The organism is Amycolatopsis sp. NPDC051128, from assembly GCF_040682715.1.
Classification (GTDB): Bacteria; Actinomycetota; Actinomycetes; order Mycobacteriales; family Pseudonocardiaceae; genus Amycolatopsis.
In genome coordinates this window covers 43,715-63,929 of the sequence record NZ_JBFBBN010000045.1, presented here as the reverse complement: position 1 = coordinate 63,929, position 20,215 = coordinate 43,715, and the positions used below count along the sequence as shown (strand labels likewise).

General features: G+C 71.9%; 23 protein-coding genes. 12 read left to right on the top strand and 11 right to left on the bottom strand.

Translation table 11 applies throughout. The features are described 5' to 3' along the window. Window positions 1-80: 80 nt before the first annotated feature. Window positions 81-1,361 (top strand): C4-dicarboxylate transporter DctA, encoded by a 1,281-nt coding sequence (gene dctA / locus AB0M82_RS34575; protein ID WP_364731132.1) that lies wholly within the window; start codon window positions 81-83, stop codon window positions 1,359-1,361. A 39-nt stretch (window positions 1,362-1,400) separates the two neighbouring features. After that, window positions 1,401-1,733, top strand: a complete 333-nt coding sequence (locus AB0M82_RS34570) for a DoxX family protein (RefSeq protein WP_364731130.1) — start codon at window positions 1,401-1,403, stop codon at window positions 1,731-1,733. 5 nt (window positions 1,734-1,738) lie between these two features. Here AB0M82_RS34570 and AB0M82_RS34565 read toward each other — a convergent pair whose 3' ends face one another. After that, window positions 1,739-3,076: a PucR family transcriptional regulator ligand-binding domain-containing protein gene (locus AB0M82_RS34565; RefSeq protein ID WP_364731127.1), complete on the bottom strand. Its 1,338-nt coding sequence runs from the start codon at window positions 3,074-3,076 to the stop codon at window positions 1,739-1,741. A gap of 138 nt (window positions 3,077-3,214) precedes the next feature. Between AB0M82_RS34565 and AB0M82_RS34560 the strand changes: the two genes are divergently transcribed. From AB0M82_RS34560 to pucD, 4 genes are read left to right on the top strand one after another with little or no spacing between them, the layout of a single operon-like run. Continuing rightward, entirely contained in the window at window positions 3,215-4,078 is an 864-nt protein-coding gene (locus AB0M82_RS34560) for a xanthine dehydrogenase family protein subunit M (protein WP_364731124.1), read from the top strand. Continuing rightward, the gene (locus tag AB0M82_RS34555) at window positions 4,069-4,551 is read left to right on the top strand and encodes a (2Fe-2S)-binding protein (RefSeq protein WP_364731122.1); all 483 of its coding nucleotides are present in this window, start codon (window positions 4,069-4,071) and stop codon (window positions 4,549-4,551) included. Before AB0M82_RS34560 ends, AB0M82_RS34555 begins: the two co-directional genes overlap by 10 nt. Continuing rightward, a complete protein-coding gene (locus AB0M82_RS34550) occupies window positions 4,548-5,888 on the top strand; it encodes an 8-oxoguanine deaminase (protein WP_364731120.1) in 1,341 nt (446 codons plus the stop codon). The genes AB0M82_RS34555 and AB0M82_RS34550 overlap by 4 nt, the downstream gene beginning before the upstream one ends. Beyond that, window positions 5,885-8,146, top strand: a complete 2,262-nt coding sequence (gene pucD / locus AB0M82_RS34545; protein ID WP_364731117.1) for a xanthine dehydrogenase subunit D — start codon at window positions 5,885-5,887, stop codon at window positions 8,144-8,146. The genes AB0M82_RS34550 and pucD overlap by 4 nt, the downstream gene beginning before the upstream one ends. Here pucD and AB0M82_RS34540 read toward each other — a convergent pair. The 5 genes from AB0M82_RS34540 to AB0M82_RS34520 all read right to left on the bottom strand — a co-directional run bounded on the left by AB0M82_RS34540 (window position 8,133) and on the right by AB0M82_RS34520 (window position 11,015). Further along, window positions 8,133-8,723: a helix-turn-helix domain-containing protein gene (locus AB0M82_RS34540; protein ID WP_364731184.1), complete on the bottom strand. Its 591-nt coding sequence runs from the start codon at window positions 8,721-8,723 to the stop codon at window positions 8,133-8,135. The genes pucD and AB0M82_RS34540 overlap by 14 nt on opposite strands. Before the next feature lie 67 nt (window positions 8,724-8,790). Continuing rightward, complete coding sequence (gene pucL, locus AB0M82_RS34535) at window positions 8,791-9,672, bottom strand: factor-independent urate hydroxylase (RefSeq protein ID WP_364731114.1); 882 nt, start codon at window positions 9,670-9,672, stop codon at window positions 8,791-8,793. A gap of 2 nt (window positions 9,673-9,674) precedes the next feature. Further along, the gene (gene uraH / locus AB0M82_RS34530; RefSeq protein WP_364731111.1) at window positions 9,675-9,992 is read right to left on the bottom strand and encodes a hydroxyisourate hydrolase; all 318 of its coding nucleotides are present in this window, start codon (window positions 9,990-9,992) and stop codon (window positions 9,675-9,677) included. Next, window positions 9,989-10,462: a 2-oxo-4-hydroxy-4-carboxy-5-ureidoimidazoline decarboxylase gene (gene uraD / locus AB0M82_RS34525; RefSeq protein ID WP_364731181.1), complete on the bottom strand. Its 474-nt coding sequence runs from the start codon at window positions 10,460-10,462 to the stop codon at window positions 9,989-9,991. Before uraD ends, uraH begins: the two co-directional genes overlap by 4 nt. 79 nt (window positions 10,463-10,541) lie before the next feature. After that, the gene (locus AB0M82_RS34520; protein WP_364731108.1) at window positions 10,542-11,015 is read right to left on the bottom strand and encodes a helix-turn-helix domain-containing protein; all 474 of its coding nucleotides are present in this window, start codon (window positions 11,013-11,015) and stop codon (window positions 10,542-10,544) included. A gap of 143 nt (window positions 11,016-11,158) precedes the next feature. Here AB0M82_RS34520 and allB point away from each other — a divergent pair, with 143 nt between their 5' ends. Beyond that, entirely contained in the window at window positions 11,159-12,487 is a 1,329-nt protein-coding gene (gene allB / locus AB0M82_RS34515) for an allantoinase AllB (protein WP_364731105.1), read from the top strand. 1 nt (window position 12,488) lies between these two features. Continuing rightward, entirely contained in the window at window positions 12,489-13,502 is a 1,014-nt protein-coding gene (gene alc / locus AB0M82_RS34510) for an allantoicase (RefSeq protein ID WP_364731102.1), read from the top strand. Here the strand turns inward: alc and AB0M82_RS34505 are convergent. Genes AB0M82_RS34505 through AB0M82_RS34490 form a run of 4 tightly spaced genes read right to left on the bottom strand, consistent with a single transcriptional unit; the run spans window position 13,499 to window position 16,257 of the window. Beyond that, window positions 13,499-13,672, bottom strand: coding sequence for a hypothetical protein (locus tag AB0M82_RS34505; protein ID WP_364731099.1), 174 nt, complete (start codon window positions 13,670-13,672; stop codon window positions 13,499-13,501). The two genes, alc and AB0M82_RS34505, sit on opposite strands and share 4 nt — an antisense overlap. A gap of 25 nt (window positions 13,673-13,697) precedes the next feature. Continuing rightward, window positions 13,698-14,447, bottom strand: coding sequence for an MBL fold metallo-hydrolase (locus AB0M82_RS34500; RefSeq protein WP_364731097.1), 750 nt, complete (start codon window positions 14,445-14,447; stop codon window positions 13,698-13,700). Between the two features lie 50 nt (window positions 14,448-14,497). After that, window positions 14,498-14,974 (bottom strand): CoA-binding protein, encoded by a 477-nt coding sequence (locus AB0M82_RS34495; protein WP_364731094.1) that lies wholly within the window; start codon window positions 14,972-14,974, stop codon window positions 14,498-14,500. After that, window positions 14,971-16,257 carry an O-acetylhomoserine aminocarboxypropyltransferase/cysteine synthase family protein gene (locus tag AB0M82_RS34490; protein WP_364731091.1) on the bottom strand — a complete coding sequence of 429 codons (1,287 nt, stop codon included), beginning with the start codon at window positions 16,255-16,257 and terminating at the stop codon, window positions 14,971-14,973. Before AB0M82_RS34490 ends, AB0M82_RS34495 begins: the two co-directional genes overlap by 4 nt. Window positions 16,258-16,535: 278 nt before the next feature. On the opposite strand from AB0M82_RS34490, the gene AB0M82_RS34485 reads away from it, so the two are divergent. From AB0M82_RS34485 to AB0M82_RS34470, 4 genes are all read left to right on the top strand, one after another. Next, window positions 16,536-17,063, top strand: coding sequence for a DUF3887 domain-containing protein (locus AB0M82_RS34485; protein ID WP_364731088.1), 528 nt, complete (start codon window positions 16,536-16,538; stop codon window positions 17,061-17,063). 40 nt (window positions 17,064-17,103) lie between these two features. Then, window positions 17,104-18,402 carry a serine hydrolase gene (locus AB0M82_RS34480; protein ID WP_364731085.1) on the top strand — a complete coding sequence of 433 codons (1,299 nt, stop codon included), beginning with the start codon at window positions 17,104-17,106 and terminating at the stop codon, window positions 18,400-18,402. Then, on the top strand, window positions 18,399-18,836 hold the full coding sequence (locus AB0M82_RS34475; RefSeq protein WP_364731082.1) for a VOC family protein: 438 nt from the start codon (window positions 18,399-18,401) through the stop codon (window positions 18,834-18,836). Before AB0M82_RS34480 ends, AB0M82_RS34475 begins: the two co-directional genes overlap by 4 nt. A 62-nt stretch (window positions 18,837-18,898) precedes the next feature. Then, window positions 18,899-19,312: a PPOX class F420-dependent oxidoreductase gene (locus AB0M82_RS34470; RefSeq protein ID WP_364731079.1), complete on the top strand. Its 414-nt coding sequence runs from the start codon at window positions 18,899-18,901 to the stop codon at window positions 19,310-19,312. Here the strand turns inward: AB0M82_RS34470 and AB0M82_RS34465 are convergent. Next, entirely contained in the window at window positions 19,309-20,169 is an 861-nt protein-coding gene (locus AB0M82_RS34465) for an SDR family NAD(P)-dependent oxidoreductase (RefSeq protein WP_364731077.1), read from the bottom strand. The two genes, AB0M82_RS34470 and AB0M82_RS34465, sit on opposite strands and share 4 nt — an antisense overlap. Window positions 20,170-20,215 lie beyond the last annotated feature (46 nt).

The window sequence follows — 20,215 nt, the reverse complement described above, 5'->3', positions numbered from 1 at the left end:
CCGCAGCCACGTTTCCGAGCGTCGGACAGGTCACGAAAACCATTAACACGCCTGGAACATCGGACGTCTAGGGTCCGGCCATGGCGGAGAACAAGAAGCGCTGGTGGACCTCCCTGTTCCTGCAGCTGCTCGTCGCGGTCGTGGCCGGGGTGCTCGTCGGGCACTTCTGGCCGTCCTTCGGCGCGCAGCTGAAACCGGTCGGGGACGGGTTCATCCGGCTGATCAAGATGATCATCGCCCCGCTGATCTTCTGTGTCGTGGTGACCGGGATCGCCGCCGTCGGCGACATCAAAGCCGTCGGACGACTGGGGCTGAAGGCGATCCTCTACTTCGAGGTCGTCACGACGTTCGCGCTGCTGTTCGGCCTGCTCGTGGCGAACGTCTTCCGGCCCGGCGCCGGCCTCGACATCAACCCGGCGACCCTGGACCCGCACGCCGTCACGACCCAGACGAAGGGCGGGCAGCTGCCGTCGGCCGGTGACTTCCTGCTGCACACGATCCCGGACAGCGTGGTGAACGCGTTCGCGCAGAACCAGCTGCTGCAGGTGCTGGTGTTCGCGGTGTTCTTCGGGGTGGCGCTGGCCGCGATCGGACGCGAACGGGCGCCGCTGGTGCTGGACTTCGTCGACCAGGTGCAGAAGATCATCTTCAAGGTGATGGGCTGGATCATGCGGGTCGCGCCGCTCGGCGCGTTCGGGGCGATGGCCTTCATCATCGGCCAGTACGGTCTGTCCACTTTGGGCACCTACGCGAAGCTGATCGCCGCCTGCTACGGCGCGGCCGTGCTCTTCACCTTGGTCCTCGCCGCGATCGCCCGGTTCTACGCCGGTGTCTCGATCTGGAAGTTCCTCCGCTACGCGCGTGAGGAGTTCCTGCTGGCGCTGGGCACGGCGTCGACGGAGTCGGTGATGCCGCGGATCATGGGCAAGCTGACCGACGCGGGTTGCTCGCGCGCGGCGACCGGGCTGGTGGTGCCGACCGGGTACTCGTTCAACCTCGACGGCGCGACCATCTACCTCTCGATCTGCACGGTGTTCCTGGCGCAGGCCTTCGGCGTCGAGATGTCGCTCGGCCAGCAGCTGCTCGCCGTGGGAATCCTGATGCTGACGTCGAAGGGCATGGCGGGCGTACCGGGTTCGAGCTTCCTCGCCCTCTCGGCGACGGCCGCCGCGATCGGCGCGTTCCCGGTCGCCGGCGTGGCCCTGCTGCTGGGCGCGGACCGCCTGATGGACTCGATGCGCGTGTTCGTGAACCTGCTCGGCAACTGCGTCGCGACGTTCGTGGTGGCGAAGTCCGAAGGCCAGCTCGACCGGGACAAGCTGCGCGAGACCCTGGACGGGGTGACGCCGGTCGCGGCCTGACCCCGGTCACCTTCCCGCCGGCGAGGACGTCGGGAAGGCATGAACACCGCTGTCGTCATCACCACGATCGTTCTCAACGCCGTCATCGGCCTCGCCGACCTGGTCAAGGCCCGGTTCGTCCTCGCCACCTCCGGCGCGGTGGACGTGCCGCCGGGCTGGTTGCCGATGCTGGGCTCGCTCAAGCTCGCCGGGGCGGCCGGGCTGGTGCTCGGCCTGTCCGGGTTCCGGGCCGTCGGAGTGGCCGCGGCGATCGGGCTCGTGCTCTTCTTCGTGGGGGCGATCGCCGCGCACGTCCGGGCCCGCAAGTTCGCCACGGGCGTGGCGCCGCTGGCCTTCCTCGGGCTGGCGGTGGCGTCGCTGCTGGTGCTCTAGCAGGCTCAGCCGGCCTGGTCGCCGGCGCGCAACGCGAGATACACGTCGAGCTGGCCGGTGAACTCGGTCAGGTCCGTGCCGAGCAGTTCGCCCGCCCGGCCGATGCGGTAGCGCAGCGTGTTGACGTGGACGTGCAGGGCCTTCGCCGCCCGCGTCGGCGACCCCGAGCACTCGAGGAACACCCGGACCGTGTGCACCAGGTCCGTGTGCTGCTCGGCGTCGTAGTCCAGCAGCGGCCCGAGGACCCGGCGGCGGAGGGCCGCGCGCAGCCCGGCGGGGGCCCCGGCCAGCAGCAGTTCGTGCGCGTCCACTTCGCCGGCCGCGACGACCGAGACGCGCCCCGGTCGTCCGGCGGCCACCTCCAGGGTGTACCGCGCGGTCTCCCGCGCCGAGCCGCGTGGGGCGGGATCGCTTACTCCGCACAGGATCCGCTTCGCCCGGAGCAAGGGTTCCACAGTGGACAACTCGGCCGCCGCCCCGGCGGGCCACGTCGAGGTCGCCGCGTACGAGGTGTCCCCGGTGGACTCGAGCAGGATCCCTTCGGGCAGCAGGTCGCGCAGGACGTCCTGGCTCTCGTCGGTGCCTTCGGTGCGCAACGCGACAACGCGCACGTCGCCGGGCAACTCCACGCCCGGGCGCGGCGCGCGCGCCCGGGTGACGCCGACGAGCCCGGCGAGCTCCTCGGCCAGCTCGGCCTGCGCGGTGCTCAGCGGCCCGCCCACGGCGATCAGCCACGGCACGGCGTGCCGCCCCTCGACCGGGACCACCGTCAGCGACCCGGGCTCCTTGCCCGCGTACCGGCGGACGACGTCCGCCACGGGCACCGGCAGCGGCGCCGTCCCGGCGACCACCCGGCCCAGCGCCGACAGCACCCAGCACGGCAGCCCGAACTCCGCCGAAGCCCGTTCGAGCAGCGTCTCGACGGGGGCGTCCGCCGCGGCCAGCAAACGTTTGCGGGCTCTGTCGGACGCGGCCGCCAGCGCCAGCACCACCTGCTCGGTGATCACCGAGAACGACAGGTCGGGCGGCACTTCGAGGAGCGGGATCCGGTGCCGGACGCAGGCGTCGACGACGTCGTCCGGGATCCCGCCCGAATCGGCGCCGGACGCGGCCAGCGCCGCCGCGCCCGACCGGGCCAGCGCGGCCACGAACGGGTCGGCGTCCCCCGGTTCCCGCCACCACAGCAGGCCGGAAAGCACCAGCTCACCGGCCGACAGGTACCGTCCGGGGTCGGACAGCTCCGTGACGTAGATGCGCGTCACCGGCCGGTCGAGCAGTTCGACCCCGGCCCGCGGGCGCAGTCGCAGCCCCGGCAGGCCCAGGAGAGTTTTCACGGTCGTCATCAGGCTTGTAGGAAAGCACAACCGCCGCCGGTTTCGCTCCTCCACGTTTCATGCTCGCTGCCGTTGCCGCCCGTGCCCGGTTGGGCGTCTACTGGTCTATCGCCTCCGCGAAGGAGCACCGTCGTTAAGGAGCAACAGTTGGAGTTCCTGCGTCCCACGACGCTCGCCGAGGCACTGGCGCTCAAGGCCGGGCGGCCCGGCGCCGTGCCGATCGCCGGTGGCACCGACGTCATGGTCGAGCTGAACTTCGACCACCGGCGCCCCGAGGCCCTCCTGGACCTGACCCGGGTCCCGGAGCTGGCGGAGTGGTCCACATCGGACGGCACGGTCCGCCTCGGCGCCGGCGTCCCCTACAGCCGCGTCATCACGGAGCTGGGTGAATCCGTCCCGGCCCTGGCCATGGCGTCCCGCACCGTCGGGTCGCCGCAGATCCGCAACCGCGGCACGGTCGGCGGGAACCTCGGGGCCGCCTCGCCCGCCGGCGACACCCACCCGGTGCTGCTCGCCCTGGACGCGCGGGTCGAGGTGGCCTCCGTCCGGGGGGCCCGCGTCCTCCGCGCGGAGGAGTTCTACGTCGGCGTGAAACGGCACGCCCTCGAACCGGACGAGCTGATCACCGCCGTCCACCTGCCCGCGCACGCCGGTCCGCAGCAGTTCGCCAAGGTCGGGACGCGCAACGCGATGGTCATCGCGGTCTGCTCCTTCGCGCTGTCCCTCCGCCACGGCGACGTGGGCGCCGCCATCGGATCCGCCGCGCCGACCCCGCGCCGCGCCCGCGCGGCCGAAGACTTCCTCGCCGCGGAACTGCCCTGGACGTCCCCGGAGCCGTTGCCGGATTCCCTGAAGCGCCGCTTCGGCGACCTGGTGGCCGAAGCGGCGTCGCCGATCGACGACGTCCGCGGCAGCGCCGCGTACCGCAAGCACGCGCTGGCGGTACTCGCCCGGCGTACGTTGACGTGGGCCTGGGACGAACACCGGACGGGGGAACGCGCATGCGCCTGAATGTGACGATCAACGGCGAGCCGCGGCAGGCCGACGACGTCTGGGAAGGCGAAAGCCTGCTCTACGTGCTGCGCGAGCGGCTCGGCCTGCCGGGCTCGAAGAACGCCTGCGAGCAGGGCGAATGCGGGTCCTGCACGGTCTACCTCGACGACCTCCCGGTGTGCGCCTGCCTGGTCGCGGCCGGGCAGGCCGAGGGCCGCGTGGTGCGCACGGTCGAGGGCCTGGCCGACGGCGACACCCTCGACCCCGTCCAGCAGTCCTTTGTGGACGCGGGCGCGGTGCAGTGCGGCTTCTGCACCCCGGGCCTGGTGGTGGCCGCGCACGACCTGCTGAACCGGGTGCCCGACCCGACCGACGAGGAGATCCGCGAAGCACTGGCCGGCAACCTCTGCCGCTGCACCGGCTACGAGAAGATCCTCGACGCGGTGCGCGCGGCGGCGACGGGCTCCATAGGAAAGGACACTGTCGCGTGAAGACGCTCATCGCGAACGGCGCGATCGCCACCGTCACCGGCGAGGAGTACGCGAGCGGGCACGTCGTCGTCGAGAACGACCGGATCGCCGAAGTCGGCGAAGGTGTCTACACGGGTGAATTCGACGAGCGCGTCGACGCCTCGGGGTGCCTGGTCACGCCCGGCCTGGTCAACACCCACCACCACCTCTACCAGTGGGCGACCCGCGGCATGGCCGCCGACCACACGCTCTTCGAATGGCTGGTCGCGCTCTACCCGGTCTGGGGCCGCCTCGACGCGGAGATCACGCACGCCGCCGGCACGGCCGGAATGGCCCGGCTGGCCCTGACCGGCTGCACCACCGTCGCCGACCACCACTACGTCTTCCCACGTGACGGCGGCGACCAGGTGGAGGCCCTGGTCGCCGCCCGCCTGCGGATCGGAGTCCGGCTGCACGTCGTCCGCGGGTCGATGGACCGCGGCGAGTCCGACGGCGGCCTGCCCCCGGACAACCTCGTCGAGACGACCGAGGAGGCGCTGCTCGGCACCGAAGCCGCGATCGACCGCTTCCACGACGCCTCGGCCGGGGCGCACCTGCAGATCGCGGCGGGCCCCTGCTCGCCGTTCTCGGTCACCGAGCGGCTGATGTCCGGCGCGGCCGAGCTGGCCCGCCGCAAGGACGTCCGCCTGCACACCCACCTCGCGGAGACCCTGGACGAAGAACGGCAGTGCCTGGCCGAGGTCGGGTGCACCCCGGCGGAGTACGCCGACAAGCTCGGCTGGCTCGCCGACGACGTCTGGCTGGCCCACACCATCCACCTCGCGCCGGAGGCGATCCGCCGGTTCGGCGCCACCGGGACCGGGGCGGCGCACTGCCCGACGTCCAACGGCCGCATCGGCGCGGGCCTCGCCCCGGTCCGGGACCTGCTGGACGCCGGGGTGCCGGTCGGCCTCGGCGCCGACGGGGCCGCGTCCAACGAGTCCGGCGGGCTCGGCGAAGAGCTGCACCAGGCGCTGCTGCAGGCCCGCCAGCGCGGCGGCCCGCGTGGCCTGACCACCCGCGAAGCGCTGTGGATGGGCACGATGGGCGGCGCCCGCTGCCTCGGCCGGGACGCCGACCTCGGCTCGCTCGAACCCGGGAAGCTCGCCGACCTCGCCGTCTGGGACCTGACCGGGCTGAACTACGCCGGCATCACCGACCCGGTGGCGGCGCTGGTGCTCGGGACCACGCCGCCGTTGCGACGGCTGTTCGTCGGCGGCAAGGCCGTCGTCGAGGACGGCAGGCTGCGCGAAGCCGACGAGTCCGCGATCGCCCGCGAACTGGCCGCGGCCGCCGCGAGACTGCGGGAGGACCGATGACCAGCACCACCTCCGTCACCACGCACACCGCGAACGGCGTCGGCGCGTCGCCGCGTCGCCCTGACGGCACGGTGAAGGTGCGCGGCGAGTTCGCCTACTCCTCGGACCTGTGGCACGAGGACATGGTGTGGGGCGTGACCCTGCGCAGCCCGCACCCGTACGCGCGGATCACCGGCATCGACATCGCGGAAGCCCTCGCCGTGCCCGGCGTTTATGCCGTGCTGACCCACGAGGACGTGCCCGGCGTCAACCGCTACGGGCTCGAACACACCGACCAGCCCGTGCTCGCCGACGACGTCGTGCGGTACGAGGGGGAGCCGGTCGCGCTGGTCGCCGCCGATCACCCCGAGACCGCGCGCCGCGCGATGAAGCGGATCAAGGTCACCTACGAAGAGCTGGAGCCGGTGACGGACTCCGAAGCGGCCGTCGCGGGCGAAGGTGCTTCGCTGCACGACGGCGGCAACGTCGTCCGGCACGTGAAGATCCGCCGCGGCCCGCAGGACGTCTCGGCCGACGTCGTCGTGTCGGGCGTCTACGAGGTCGGCATGCAGGACCAGGCGTTCCTCGGCCCGGAGTCCGGGCTCGCGGTGCCCGACACCGAAGGCGGCGTCGACCTGTACGTCGCGACGCAGTGGCTGCACGTCGACCAGCAGCAGATCGTCGCCGCGCTCGGGCTGCCGGTCGAGAAGGTGCGGCTGACCCTCGGCGGCGTCGGCGGCGCGTTCGGCGGCCGCGAGGATCTGTCGATGCAGGTGCACGCGTGCCTCCTCGCGCTGCACACCGGCAAGCCGGTGAAGATGGTCTACAACCGCGAAGAGTCGTTCTACGGCCACGTGCACCGCCACCCGGCGAAGATGTACTACGAGCACGGCGCCACTCGTGACGGCCGGCTGGTGTACGTCAGGGCGCGGTTGTTCCTGGACGGCGGCGCGTATGCCTCCTCGACCGGGGCCGTGGTCGCGAACGCGGCGACGCTCGGCGTCGGTCCGTACACAGTGGACAGCGTGTCGGTCGACTGCTGGGGCACCTACACGAACAACCCGCCGTGCGGCGCGATGCGCGGGTTCGGCGCGGTGCAGGCGGCGTTCGGCTACGAGTCCCAGATGGACAAGCTCGCCGCCGCCTGCGGCCTCGACCCGGTGGAGATCCGCGTCCGCAACGCGATGAGCGAGGGCGCGCTGATGCCGACCGGCCAGGCCGTCGACTCGGCCGCCCCGGTCGCGGAGCTGCTGACCCGGGTGCGGGCGCTGCCGATGCCGCCGGAACGGCCGTTCGACCTGCGGCACATGCCGGGCGGGGTGTCGAACACGACGCACGGCGAAGGCGTCGTCCGCGGCGTCGGGTACGCCGTCGGGATCAAGAACGTCTGCTTCTCCGAAGGCTTCGACGACTACTCGACGGCGCGGGTGCGGCTGGAGCTGGTCGGCGGCGAGCCGGCGGCGACCGTGCACACCGCGGCCTGCGAGGTCGGCCAGGGCCTGGTCACCATCATGCAGCAGATCGTGCGGACCGAGCTGGGCGTCGAGCAGGTGACGATCCTGCCGATGGACACCTCGATCGGCAACGGCGGCTCGACGTCGGCGTCGCGCCAGACCTACGTCACCGGCGGTGCCGTCCAGGCCGCGTGCGCGGCGGTGCGGGCCCGGCTGGTTTCCCGGTTCGGCCCGAAGGTGCGCGTCGTCGGCGGCAAGCTCGTCGCGGCCGACGGCCAGGTGCTCGCCGACCTGGTGGACGTCCTCGCCGGCGACGTCTACGACGAAACCGTGGAGTGGCGGCACCGGCCGACGGCCCCGCTGGATCCGGAAACCGGGCAAGGCACCGCGCACGTGCAGTACGCGTTCGCCGCGCACCGGGCCGTCGTGGACGTCGACACCGAGCTGGGGCTGGTGAAGGTGGTCGCGCTCGACTGCGCCCAGGACGTCGGCAAGGCGCTCAACCCGCAGGCCGTGGTGGGTCAGATCCAGGGCGGCTCGGCGCAGGGGCTCGGGCTCGCGGTGATGGAGGAGATCCAGACCTCCGGCGGGAAGATCCGGAACCCCTCCTTCACCGACTACCTGATCCCGACGGTGCTGGACATGCCGCCGATGACCATCGACGTCCTGGAACGCCCGGACCCGCACGCGCCGTACGGGCTGCGTGGGGTCGGCGAGCCGCCGACGATCTCGTCGACCCCCGCCATCGTGGCCGCGATCCGGGCCGCGACCGGGCTCGCGCTCACCCGCGTCCCGGTGCGGCCGGAGCACCTCACGGGGACTTGAGCTGTTCGAGGGTCTGGTTCTGGTTGGCGTTCTCGTCGAGTAGCCGCCGGGCGACGTCGACGGTCGCCGCGCCGGCGACGGCCATGGCTTCGGTGTCCCGCAGCGAGCGGCAGAGGACGAACGCGCCTTCGAGGTTGTTCACGGCCGTGATCGTCAGCGTCCGGGCGGCTTCGCGGCCGATCCCGAACCGGGCGAACTTCTCGGTGCCGGCCTCGATCCAGGCGGTGAAGACGTCGGCGGTGGCCTTCCGGAGCGGCTCGTTCGTGGCGGCGACCTCGAGGGCGACGGTCGCGATCGGGCAGCCTTCGACGTAGTCCGTCGCTTCGAGGGTCGCGATCGCGGCGGCGAAGAAGGCCTCGATCCCGCTGATCAGGTCGGGCGCCGGCGCGACGAAGAGGTCGAAGAGCTGGATGTAGGCCAGCCCGGAGGTGCGGATGACCTCCTCGCCGAGCTGCTCCTTCCCGCCGGGGAAGAAGTGGTACAGCGACCCGAACGGCGCGTTCGCCTCGCTCACGATCTGCTTGAGCCCGGTGCCGGAGTAGCCGTTGCGCCGGAACAGCTCGGCGCCGGCGGCCATGATGCGATCCTTCGTCCCTGCCACAGGTACGAGGATAGAGCGTTCTATCAACTATCGAGGGCGCTCGCTAGTGGAGGTCCCAGGCCGGGCCCGGGTCCTCGGCGTCGTCGCGCAGGATCGTGCCCTCGATCAGCCCGTACGGCCGGTCGGCGGCGTAGAACACCTCGTTGTCGTTCTTCAGCCCGAACGGGCTCAGGTCCACCAGGAAGTGGTGCTTGTTCGGCAGCGACAGCCGCACCTCGGCCACCTCCGGCCGCGCCTCCAGCACCGCCGAGCCCATCGCGTACAGCGTCTGCTGCAGCGAAAGACTGTGCTTCGTCGCGAAGGTCTCGAGCAGCAGGCGCCGGATCTCGCGGTGGCTCTCCGCCCAGCCGATGCCCTCGCCCTGGTAGCGCCACCGCGCCGTGACGGCGGTGGCGAGGATCCGGTCGCCGGTCTCGGCGAGCGTCGTGTACTCGTCGCGCGGGAAGCCGTGGAACTCCGAACCGGTGGACTTGAGCAGGGTCAGGCCGTCGATGCCGGACACGACCCACGCGCGGCCGTCCCGGACCGTCACGGCGGTGGTGCGCCGCTCGTCGCCGCCGCGGCTGAACGCGTGGTCGTGCGGCTCGCCGCCGACCGCGATGCGCTCCCAGCCGTGCTCGTCGATCTTGATCCGCGCGCCGGTGATGTTGGCCTGGGTGCCGGTGAAGTGGCGCGCCAGGCGCAGGCCGAAGTCCTCGATCTCGCCGACCGGCGCTTCCTTAGCGAAGGCGTACACGGTGTTCTTCTGTGTGTCGGTCGCGAGCACCTCGGCGTTGTCGCCGGTCAGGTGCGTCGCGGCCAGCTCGCCGCGCAGCGCCGTCGACACAGTGAGGTCCTTCAGGTGGTGCACATGACCTTCGCGGCGCACCGTCACCAGACGGACCTCCGCCTTGCCGTACTGGTTGGGGCCCAGGGTGATGGCCACGGTCAGCTCCCTCGGTAGGTCGAATAGGCGAACGGGCTGAGCAGGAGCGGCACGTGGTGGTGCGCGGCGCCGTCGGCGATCCGGAAGGTGAGCGCCACCTCCGGGAAGAACGCGTCCGGGCCCAGGTAGGCGCCGGTGTCGAAGACCAGCCGGTAGCCGCCGGGTTCGAGGGTTTCGGGGCCGAGGTCGCGGACGCGGCCGTCGTCGTCGGTGCGGCCTTCGGCGATGGGCTCGCCGGTCGCGGTTTCGAACCGGACGGCGATCCCGGCCGCGGGCCGGCCCTTCGCCGTGTCGAGCACGTGGGTGGTCACCAGGCTCACGCGGTCACCGCCTTGGCCAGCCGCAGTTCGGCGATCTTGAGCAGTTCCCGCCCGGCGACGGCCAGTTCGGTCGCGGGGTCGTTGGCCAGCCGTTCGCGCAGGATCTTCAGCAGCTCGTCGCCGCCGCGGCCGGTGGCGCAGACCAGGTAGACGTGCCCGAACCTGGCTTCGTACTCGGCGTTCGCGGCGGCGAAGGCATCGGGGTTGTCCACACCGGACTGTTCGCTCCGCGACCACTCGCCCTCGGTGTCCCGGCGGGCCGGCTTTTCCCCGATCCGGGGGTGCGCGGCCATCGCCTGGCGGATCTCGTCGCTGCTCAGCGGCAGCTCGGCCGCGGCTCGCAGGGCGTCCAGGCTTTCGTACGGCCGGTGGCGCAGGATCGCGTCCACCCAGCGCGGGACGGCGAGACACGCCGTCAGCGCCGGGCGGAGATCGCCGGCCTCGGCGGCGTTGAAGTCGGTGAGCAGCACGGGGAACTCCTCGTGGGTGGCGTCCCGGTGACCGTACGTCGGCACCGGAGTTCCGTCAACATTCTGTTGAAAGACCTGGTCAGTCCGCTTCCCGGTTGAGGTAGTTGTAGACGGTGAACCGCGTGACGCCGAGCGCGTCGGCCACCGATGAGACGGATTTCCGCAGGCCGAAGGCGCCGCGTTCGCGCAGCAGCCGCACGGCGCGCTGCTTGCCGGGCCGGTCGAGTTCGCCCAGCCGGGCGCCCAGTTCGCGCTCGACGTCGGCGATGAGCCGGGCCAGCGCGTCGTTCAGTTCGACGGCCGGGGCGCTTTCGGCGTCGGCTCGGCGCAGTTGCAGCGTGACGCGCGTGGCGCCGCCCTCCAGTGCCGCCTTCGCGATCGCCGGAAGGGCTTCGAGCAGTTCCTTCGCCTCGCCGCGGGCGAGCGTGCCGAGCGGCCCGAAATCCGTGTCCAGCCCGGCTTCCACGGCGGCGTCGCGCGCGGCGACGGCGTGCTCGGGCGGCGAACCCTCGCCGCGGAACGGTTCGCTGGTGAACTCCGCTTCAAGCCGCACGAGGATGACGGTAACGCGCCACGTCCGTCGTTGACGAGCGGCGCGCGCCGTGGTTACTGTCGTTGTGCGAAACCGCCTTTCCGTAGTGTGAAATCGGCAGCGAAACCGGCGGTGGGCCAATTCTCCCGAAGAAGGGTTTGCGGATGGATCTTGTGGTGCGCGCGGCCCGGGCCGTGACGGCCGAGGGTGAGGTTCCGGCGACCCTCGGCGTCGACGGCGGGCGGATCGTCGCGGTCGAACCCGGCGGTGCCCGGCTGTCCGGGGACCGCGTGCTCGATCTCGGTGACGACGTCGTGCTGCTGCCGGGCCTGGTCGACACGCACGTCCACGTCAACGATCCCGGCCGCGCCGAGTGGGAGGGCTTCGAGACGGCGACCCGCGCGGCCGCGGCGGGCGGGGTGACGACGATCGTGGACATGCCGCTCAACAGCCTGCCGCCGACCGTCGACGTCGCGGCGCTGGAGGTGAAGCGCCGGGCGGCGGCCGGGCGGGTGCACGTCGACGTCGGCTTCTGGGGCGGCGCGATCCCGGGCAACGTCGCGGACCTGCGGGGCCTGCACGAGGCCGGCGTGTTCGGCTTCAAGTGCTTCCTGCTGCACTCGGGCGTCGACGAGTTCCCGCCGCTCGACCCGGCCGGGCTCGACCAAGCGTTGCGGGAGCTGAGTTCCTTCGACGCGCTGATGATCGTCCACGCCGAGGACGCGCACGAGATCGACGAAGCACCCGAGCCGCACGGAGGTCGCTATGTCGACTTTCTGCACTCACGGCCGCGTCAGGCGGAGAACCTCGCGATCTCGCACGTCATCGACGCGGCCCGGCGCAACGAAGCGCGGGCGCACATCCTGCACCTGTCCTCTTCGGACGCGCTGCCGCTGATCGCTTCGGCGCGTCGCGACGGCGTGGCCCTGACGGCCGAGACCTGCCCGCACTACCTCAGCTTCGTCGCCGAGGAAATCCGCGACGGCGCCACGCAGTTCAAGTGCTGCCCGCCGATCCGGGAGGCGGCCAACCGCGAGCTGCTCTGGCAAGGGCTCGCCGACGGGGTGATCGACTGCGTGGTCAGCGACCATTCGCCGTGCACGCCGGAGCTGAAACGCTTCGACAGCGGCGACTTCGGCCAGGCCTGGGGCGGGATTTCCAGCCTGCAGCTCGGCCTCCCGGCGATCTGGACGCAGGCGCGGCAGCGCGGGTTCGCGCTCACCGACGTCGTCCGCTGGATGGCCGAACGCCCGGCCGCGCAGGCCGGGATGCGCCGCAAGGGGCACCTGGCGGTGGGCCGCGACGCCGACTTCTGCGTCTTCGCGCCGGACGAGGCGTTCGTCGTCGACGTCGCGAAACTGAAGCACCGCAACCCGGTCAGCGCCTACGACCGGCGGCCGCTCGCCGGCGTCGTGCGCTCCACCTGGTTGCGGGGCACCGAAATCACCGGCGACGAGCCGCGCGGCGCGTTGCTGACCCGGGGGAACTGCTGAAATGGAGACTGCCGTGTCCGACCGTCCGGAGTGGACAGAACTGCCCGATCTCGCGTCCCGCCGCTTCGGGGGGACCGTGATGTGGGCGACCGACGAGCTGTTCGCCGAGAAGGAAAACCTGGTCAACCCGTGGACCCCGGCGCACCGCGCCGAGACGTTCGGTCCGAAGGGCCAGGTCTACGACGGCTGGGAGACCCGCCGCCGCCGCGAACCGGGCGACGACCAGGCGATCCTGCGGCTCGGCCTGGCGGGCACGGTCACCGGCGTCATCGTCGACACGGCGTTCTTCAAGGGCAACTATCCGCCGTTCGTCTCGGTCGAGGCGGCCTCGGTGCCGGGCTACCCGAGCGCGGCGGAAGTGTCCGAAGCGGACTGGGACGTCCTGGTCGACCGCGCCCCGGCGGCCGGTCACACGGAAAACTTCTACACGGTCATGGGTTCGCGGCGGTACACGCACGTCCGGCTCACCCAGCACCCGGACGGCGGCGTGGCCCGCCTGCGCGTGCACGGCGCCCCGATCCCGGACCCGGAGCTGCTCGACCTGGACGCGCTCGACCTGGCGGCCCTGGAGAACGGCGCCGTGGTCACCGGGTGCAGCAACAAGTTCTATTCGTCGCCCGGCAACCTGCTGTCGCCCGGCTTGGCCGCGCACCAGGCCGAAGGCTGGGAGACGGCCCGCCGCCGCGACGACGGCAACGACTGGGTGACGCTGCGCCTGGCCGGCGCGGGCGTCGTCCGGTTCGCCGAGCTGGACACGAGCAACCTCAAGGGCAACGCGCCCGGCTGGGCGTCGATCAGCGGCCGCGGCACCTACGGCGAATGGGTCGACCTGCTGCCGAAGACCCGCCTGCAGCCGGACACTCGTCACCGCTTCGCCCTGAAGGACGGCCCGGAGGTCACCGAGGCCCGCTTGGACATCTACCCGGACGGCGGGCTGGCCAGGCTGCGCCTGTTCGGCGGCCTCACCGACGCGGGCCGCGCCAACCTGAAGGCCCGCTTCGCGAAGACGCGTTAGTTCGCGTCGGGGCGGTTGAGGTAGGCCGAGGCCAGCGACAGGACGCACGCGCAGCCGACGATCGCGCTGACCCACCACGGCAGGCCGGCCACGATGCTCCAGACGAAGCCCGCCGCCGCCAGGACGGCGACGAGGATGTTCCGGAACTGCAGCGGGGTCGGCTTGGCCATGCCGCCAGCCTCTCACGAAGCCGCGTCAGACCTCCGCGCGCTCCCCGGGTTCGAGCAGCACGAGCCGGTCGGCGAGGCCGGCCGCCTCGAACTCCTCGCGCAGGACGTCCGGGCCCTCGCTGAAGTGCTGCCAGCCGCGGAAGTGCAGCGGGACGACCTTCGCCGCGCCGAGCACCTTCGCCGCTTCGACGGCGTTCGCGCTGGTCAGCGTCAGGGGAGCGCCGTCGAAGAGCACTGTGCGGGCGGCACCGGCGAAGAGCACCGCGACGTCGATGCTGAACCGCGACGCGATCTCCCGCACCAGGTCGACCGACGCGTTGTCGCCGCTCACGTACACCGTCGGCAGGCCGTCGCCGCTCAGCACGAACCCGGTGACCTCTCCGGTGAGCTGCTCGGCGCCTTCCGGCCCGTGCAACGCCGGGACGGCGGTGACGGTGAGCGGGCCGACGCGCGTCTCCTCCCACGGCTTCAGGCCCCGCGCCGTCCCGCCGAGCCGCTCGGCTCCGCTGGGTGTGACCAGGGTCAGCGGCACCGACGCCAGGTAGCCGCGGCCGCCGTCGTCCAGATTGTCGGGGTGCTGGTCGTGGGACAGCAGCACGGCGTCGACCACGCCGACGGCGTCCTCGGTCAGCGCCGAGTCCTCGGTCTTGACCAGCACGCGGGAGCCGACGGGGTGGTCGCCGGGCGCGTCGAAGGTCGGGTCGGTGAGCAGCCGGACGCCGCCCAGTTCCAGCAGGGCGGTCGGGCCGCCGGAAAACGTGATGCCCAAGGTCATATCCGGGCCAACAGCGGGAACGGCCGGTCTCTTCCTCCGGGCGCCGATCCTCAGGGTGCCGACTGCCGCCGGGAACTGATCACGCCGGTGTTGAACCCGGCCAGGTGCAGCCCGCCGGCGAAGCGCGCGTGCTCGATCTTCACGCACCGGTTCATCACGACATCCAGCCCGGCCTCCCGCGCCCGGTCGGCCACCGGCTCGTGCCACAACCCGAGCTGCAGCCACAGCGTCCGCGCGCCGGCGTCGATCACCTCGTCGGCCACCTGCGGCAGGTCGTCGTGCTTCCGGAACACGCTGACCAGGTCCGGCTCGCCCGGCAGGTCCTTGAGCGAGGCGTACACCGGCTTCCCGAACAGCGTGTCCAGGCGCGGGTTGACGAAGTTGACCTCGTAGCGCGTCGACGACAGCAGGTACGTCGCGACGAAGTAGCTGGGCCGCGCCGGGTTGGCGGACGCGCCCACCAGCGTCACCGACTTCGTCCGGTTCAGGATCGCGCGCCGCTCGACGGCGCCGGCCGCGTACGTCATCCGGCCACCGCTTTGCCCAGTGCCTGGTCGAGATCCCAGAGGATGTCGTCGACGTCCTCCAGTCCGACCGACAGCCGGACCAGGTCGGGGCCGACCCCCGCGGCGGCGAGCTGGTCCTCCGACAGCTGCGCGTGCGTCGTCGACGCCGGGTGGATGACGAGGGTCCGCGCGTCCCCGACGTTCGCCAGGTGCGACAGCAGCTCCACCGATTCGACGAACCTCTCGCCCGCGGCCCGCCCGCCGTCGATGCCGAACGAGAACACCGCGCCCGGCCCCGCGGGCAGGTACTTCTCCGCCAGGTCGTGGTGCGGGTGCGATGGCAGCCCGGCGTACGACACCCAGGCCACGCGAGGATCCGCTTCGAGGTGCTCGGCGACCGCCCGCGCTCCTGCCACGTGCGCGTCCATCCGCTGGGGGAGCGTCTCGACGCCTTGCAACAGCAGGAAAGCCGAGTGGGGCGAAAGGGCCGCGCCGATGTCCCGCAGCTGCTCGGCGCGCAGCCGGGTGCAGAACGCGTACTCGCCGAAGTTCTCCCAGTACCGGAGGCCGCCGTAGCTGTCGACGGGCTCGGTCATCCGCGGAAACTTCCCGTTGCCCCAGTCGAACTTCCCGGATTCGACGACGATCCCGCCGAGCGTCGTCCCGTGGCCGCCGAGGAACTTCGTCGCCGAGTGCAGCACGATGTCGGCCCCGTGCTCGATCGGGCGGCACAGGTACGGCGTCGCCAGCGTCGCGTCGACCACCAGCGGGATGTCGTGGGCGTGCGCCAGGTCCGCCAACGCCGCGAGGTCGGCGATGCCGCCGGCCGGGTTGCCGATCACCTCGGTGTAGAGCAGCCGGGTCCGGTCGGTGATCGCCGCCGCGTAGTCGTCGAGGCCGCCGCTGACGAACGTCGTCTCCACGCCGAACCGCCGGAGCGTGCCGGTGAGCTGGGTGACCGTGCCGCCGTAGAGGCCGCTCGCGGACACGATGTGGTCGCCCGCCTCGGTGAGCGCGCTGAAGGTGAGGAACTCCGCGGCCTGCCCGCTGGCGGTGGCGACACCGCCGATGGCGCCTTCGAGGCTGGCGATCCGCTCCTCGAACGCGGCCACGGTCGGGTTCCCGATGCGGCTGTAGACGTTCCCGTACTTCTGCAGCGCGAACAGGTTCGCCGCGTCGGCCGTGTCCTCGAACACGAAGCTCGTCGTCTGGTAGATCGGCACGGCGCGGGCGCCGGTCGCCGGATCGGGGGTGCCGCCCGCGTGCAGGGCGCGGGTGCGGAATCCCCAGCTGCGTTCACTCATCGGTTCTCACCGTAACCGTCCTCCCCTTCGGTTGGCCACGCCTCTCAGGTCGTGGGCGAGGCCATTTCGTGCTGCCGAGCTTAGCACGAAATAGAATTCCGTGCGCTACACTCGAAAGCATGAATTGTGCTGTGTGCGGCAAGCCGCTGCCACCTCGGCGCGGAGCTGGCCGGAATCGCCAGTACTGCGACGCCACTTGCCGGAGTGCCGCCCGCCGTCAGCGAGCGCACGTAAAGAACGACTTGACAACCCGGCCGCGTCAATCCACTCTTGACGGCATGCCGGGCGAGCCGCTGGCAGCGGTCACCGAAGCGTTGCGAAGAGTCCGTGACGCCGAAGCGACACTGCGGGACTCCGTGGACGCGGCCAGGGCGGCCGGGCACACCTGGCAGGAACTCGGTGACTTGCTGGGGACCAGCCGGCAGGCCGCCTTCCAGCGGTTCGGCCGGCCGGTCGATCCGGCGACGGGCACGTCCATGGCGGAGCTGAAGCTGCCGGACGCGATCCATCGCGCCGAGGAGCTCGTGGCGGAGCTCGTCGGGTGCCAGTGGCACGAGGTGCGCCGTGACTTCGACGACCGCATGCGCGAGGCGGTCGGCGAGGACGAGCTGCGGCTCGCCTGGGCCCAGGTGGCCGGATCGGTCGGGCACTACGAGCGGATGGGCGAGCCGTACGCGCGGTCCACGGGCGACTACACCGTCGTCCACATGCCTTTGTCCTTCGAGGCGGGGGAGCGGACCGTGCTGGTGACCTACCGCGAGGACGGACAGGTGGCCGGGTTGTGGATCCGGCCGCCGGAGGAGTAGCCGGAGCAAGGGGGGAACGATGAAACAGCAAGGGGGAACGATGAAGGCAGCGATAGCAGGCGTGTTGGCGGTGTTGGCACCGCTGGTGGCCCCGGCCGCCGACGCCGCCGAAGTGCCCACGGCGAAGCAGCAGCTCGAGTGGGTGGTCGACGCGACCGGACGCGTCCCGGTGTCCGATGGGGAGGTACGGCAGCACATCGCGCAGGTCCTCGTGACCGCGGCCGGGGGCACGGCGGGCGTCAACGCCGCGCTCACCGGGCTCGGCCGGATCGAGGTGAAACGGCTCATCACGGCGGCGCCGGACCATGTCGAAGCCGCGGTGCACGGCACCGTCGACGACTACCTGCTGAACCTGCACGTTGACCAGGCCGGGCTGATCGACGCGTTACGGGCCACCCCGGACGACCCGGTGCCGGCGTCGTGGCCGGAGGTCGACGCCCAGCTCGCGGCGCTCGGCGCGCGGGTGTCGTTCGGCGCGTCGGAGATCCTCCCGGACGGGCGCTGCCGTGACGTGCACGGTGTGCGCGACGACGTGCAGCGGCCCTTGGGGTCGGCGTTCAAGCTCTACGTCCTGGGCGCGCTCGGCAAGGCGGTCGCCGAACACAAGGCGTCGTGGAGCGAGCAGCTGGCGATCCGCGACGACTGGAAGAGCCTGCCGTCCGGGGTGCTGCAGAACGAGCCGGCCGGGACACGGCTTCCGCTGTCGGCCTACGCCGACAAGATGATTTCGATCAGCGACAACACCGCCACCGACCACCTGATCCACCGGCTCGGCCGGGACGCCGTGCAGCGGCAGCTCGGCGCGTTCGGCAACCAGCGGCCGGCGGCGACCATCCCGTTCCTGACCACCAAGGCGTTCTTCGAGCTCAAAGCCACGCAGTACCCGGCCCGCACCGACGCCTACCTGGCGCTGCCCCGCTGGGCGCGGCCTGCCGCGGTCGCCGGGCTGGAACGGCTTCCGCTCACCGGGCTCACCGGCTGGCCGACGCCGGAAAAGATCGACGAAATCGAGTGGTTCGGTTCGCCGGACGACATCTGCCGGGCTTTTTCGGGACTGCGAAAGGAAAAGCAGCCGGAGATCGGACACGCGCTGTCCCTGAACGACGGCGGGCTGGGTCTGGACCGGGCGAAGTTCCCGGAGGTGTGGTTCAAGGGCGGCAGCGAACCTGGCGTGCTGACCCTGAACTACCTGGCGCGCACGGCGGACGGCCGCTCACTGGTCACGAGCGTCATGGTGTCGGATCCGGCGGCCGCGCTGAACGAAAACCACGTCGCGGCGCGGGGAATCGCCGTCGCGAAGGGCGCGGTGGCGCTTCTCGCGGCTACGCTTCGTCCGTGACGGTGCGGTGGAGCCTGACGATCGACTGCGCGGAGCCCCGCGTGCTGGCGAGGTTCTGGGCGGTGGCCCTCGGCTACATCGAGCGGCCGCCACCCCCGGGGTTCGCGAGCTGGGAAACCTGGTTCGCGGAGCACAGCGTGCCCGAGGAGGAGTGGGACGACGGCGCGTACCTGAGCGACCCGGAGGGCGTCCTGCCGAGCCTGAGCTTCCTCAAGGTGCCCGAGGCCAAGGTCGTGAAGAACCGCCTCCACCTGGACGTCCAGGCCGGCGGCGGCCGGGAGGTCGCGTGGGAGATGCGCTGGGAGCGGGTCGTCGAAGCGGTCGCCCGGCTCACCGCGGCGGGCGCGACGGCCCTGCGGGAGTACGAGCTGGACGGCCGCCCGGACCACGTCCTCATGGCGGACCCGGAGGGCAACGAATTCTGCGTGCTCTGAGCTGTCGATCGGGACACCGCGCGTTCGTGTAACCGGTGCATCCGGGTCACGAAGGAGTCGCCATGGCATTCACGGCCGAAGAGATCGGCTATCTGCGTTCACAACCGCTCGCGCGTGTCGCCACGCTCGGCGCGGGTGAGCAGCCGGACGTCGTTCCGCTCGCTTTCGAGTACGACGGCGAGTACTTCTGGGTCGGCGGCGTCGGCGCGGCGGTGGCGGCGACGCGCAAGTTCCGCAACGTCGCCGCCGGCCGCCACAAGGTCGCCCTGCTGGTCGACGACCTGGTGTCGATGCAGCCGTTCATCGCGCGGGCGATCCGGGTGTACGGCGTCGCGGACGAACCCGTGGAGCGCACCGGCATGGTCGGGCCGGGGCTGTACTCACGGATCACGCCGCGGATTTCGTGGAGCTGGAACATGGCGGCGGAGCCGGTCGGCGAGACGTGGTACGAGCCGAGGCGGGCGGTGCACGGCTAACCGATCAGGTCTTCGTGGCGGCTCGGGCTGCCACCGGTCCAGGGCAGCACGCGGCCGAAGCGGACCAGTTCGCCGTAGGTCGCCGGGTCGAGATCCGCGAACACCAGGGCCAGCACCGCGCGTGCGGCCTGGTCCGGGGTCTGGGCCTGGCTGAAGTCGGTGAACCACGGCCGTGACGCGCGGGTGTCGACCAAGCCGGGGCAGACCGCGGCGACCAGGGTGCCGTCGGCGAGGTCGCGCTCCCGGCGCTCGGCGGCCACCGCGCGCACGGCGGCGACCTGCGCGACCTTCGACGGCACGTTGATCCAGTCCGGCCAGCCCTCCGCCCGGGCCGTGCCGGCGTGGATCGCCGAGCGCCAGTCCTCGACGGCCTTCTCGACGTCGTCGAGAGGGACGCCGTCGAAGCGCGGCCGCAGCGCCTCGGGCAGGTGGCCGAGGGTGCCCAGGGAGCTGGCGACGACGATCAGCCGCCCGCCCGGCCGGAGGACGGGGCCGAACGACCGGAGCACCGCGTGGGTGCCGCCGTTGGCGATGTCGAGGAAGACGTCGGCCTGCTCGCTCTGCGGGCGGCCCGGGTCGAGCGGGCCGATGGCGTTGGAGAGCACGATGTCCACGGCGCCGAGACATTCAACAAAGTGGGCGACGGCGCCGGCGTCGGAGACGTCGAGGACGCGGTCTTCGACCCGGCTGCGCGTCGCCGGATCGGCGGCGAGGCGGTCGGCGGCGGCCGCCACCCGGCCGGCGTCGCGGCCGGTGAGCAGGACGAGGTCGTCGGAAGCCAGCCGGGTCGCGAGACCCCGGGCGAGGGCGAAGCCGAGGCCCTGGTTGGCCCCGGTCACCACGGCGGTGCGTGTCATACCTGCACGCTAGGTCCGCCGCGCTCATGCGAAAAGCGAGAATCCG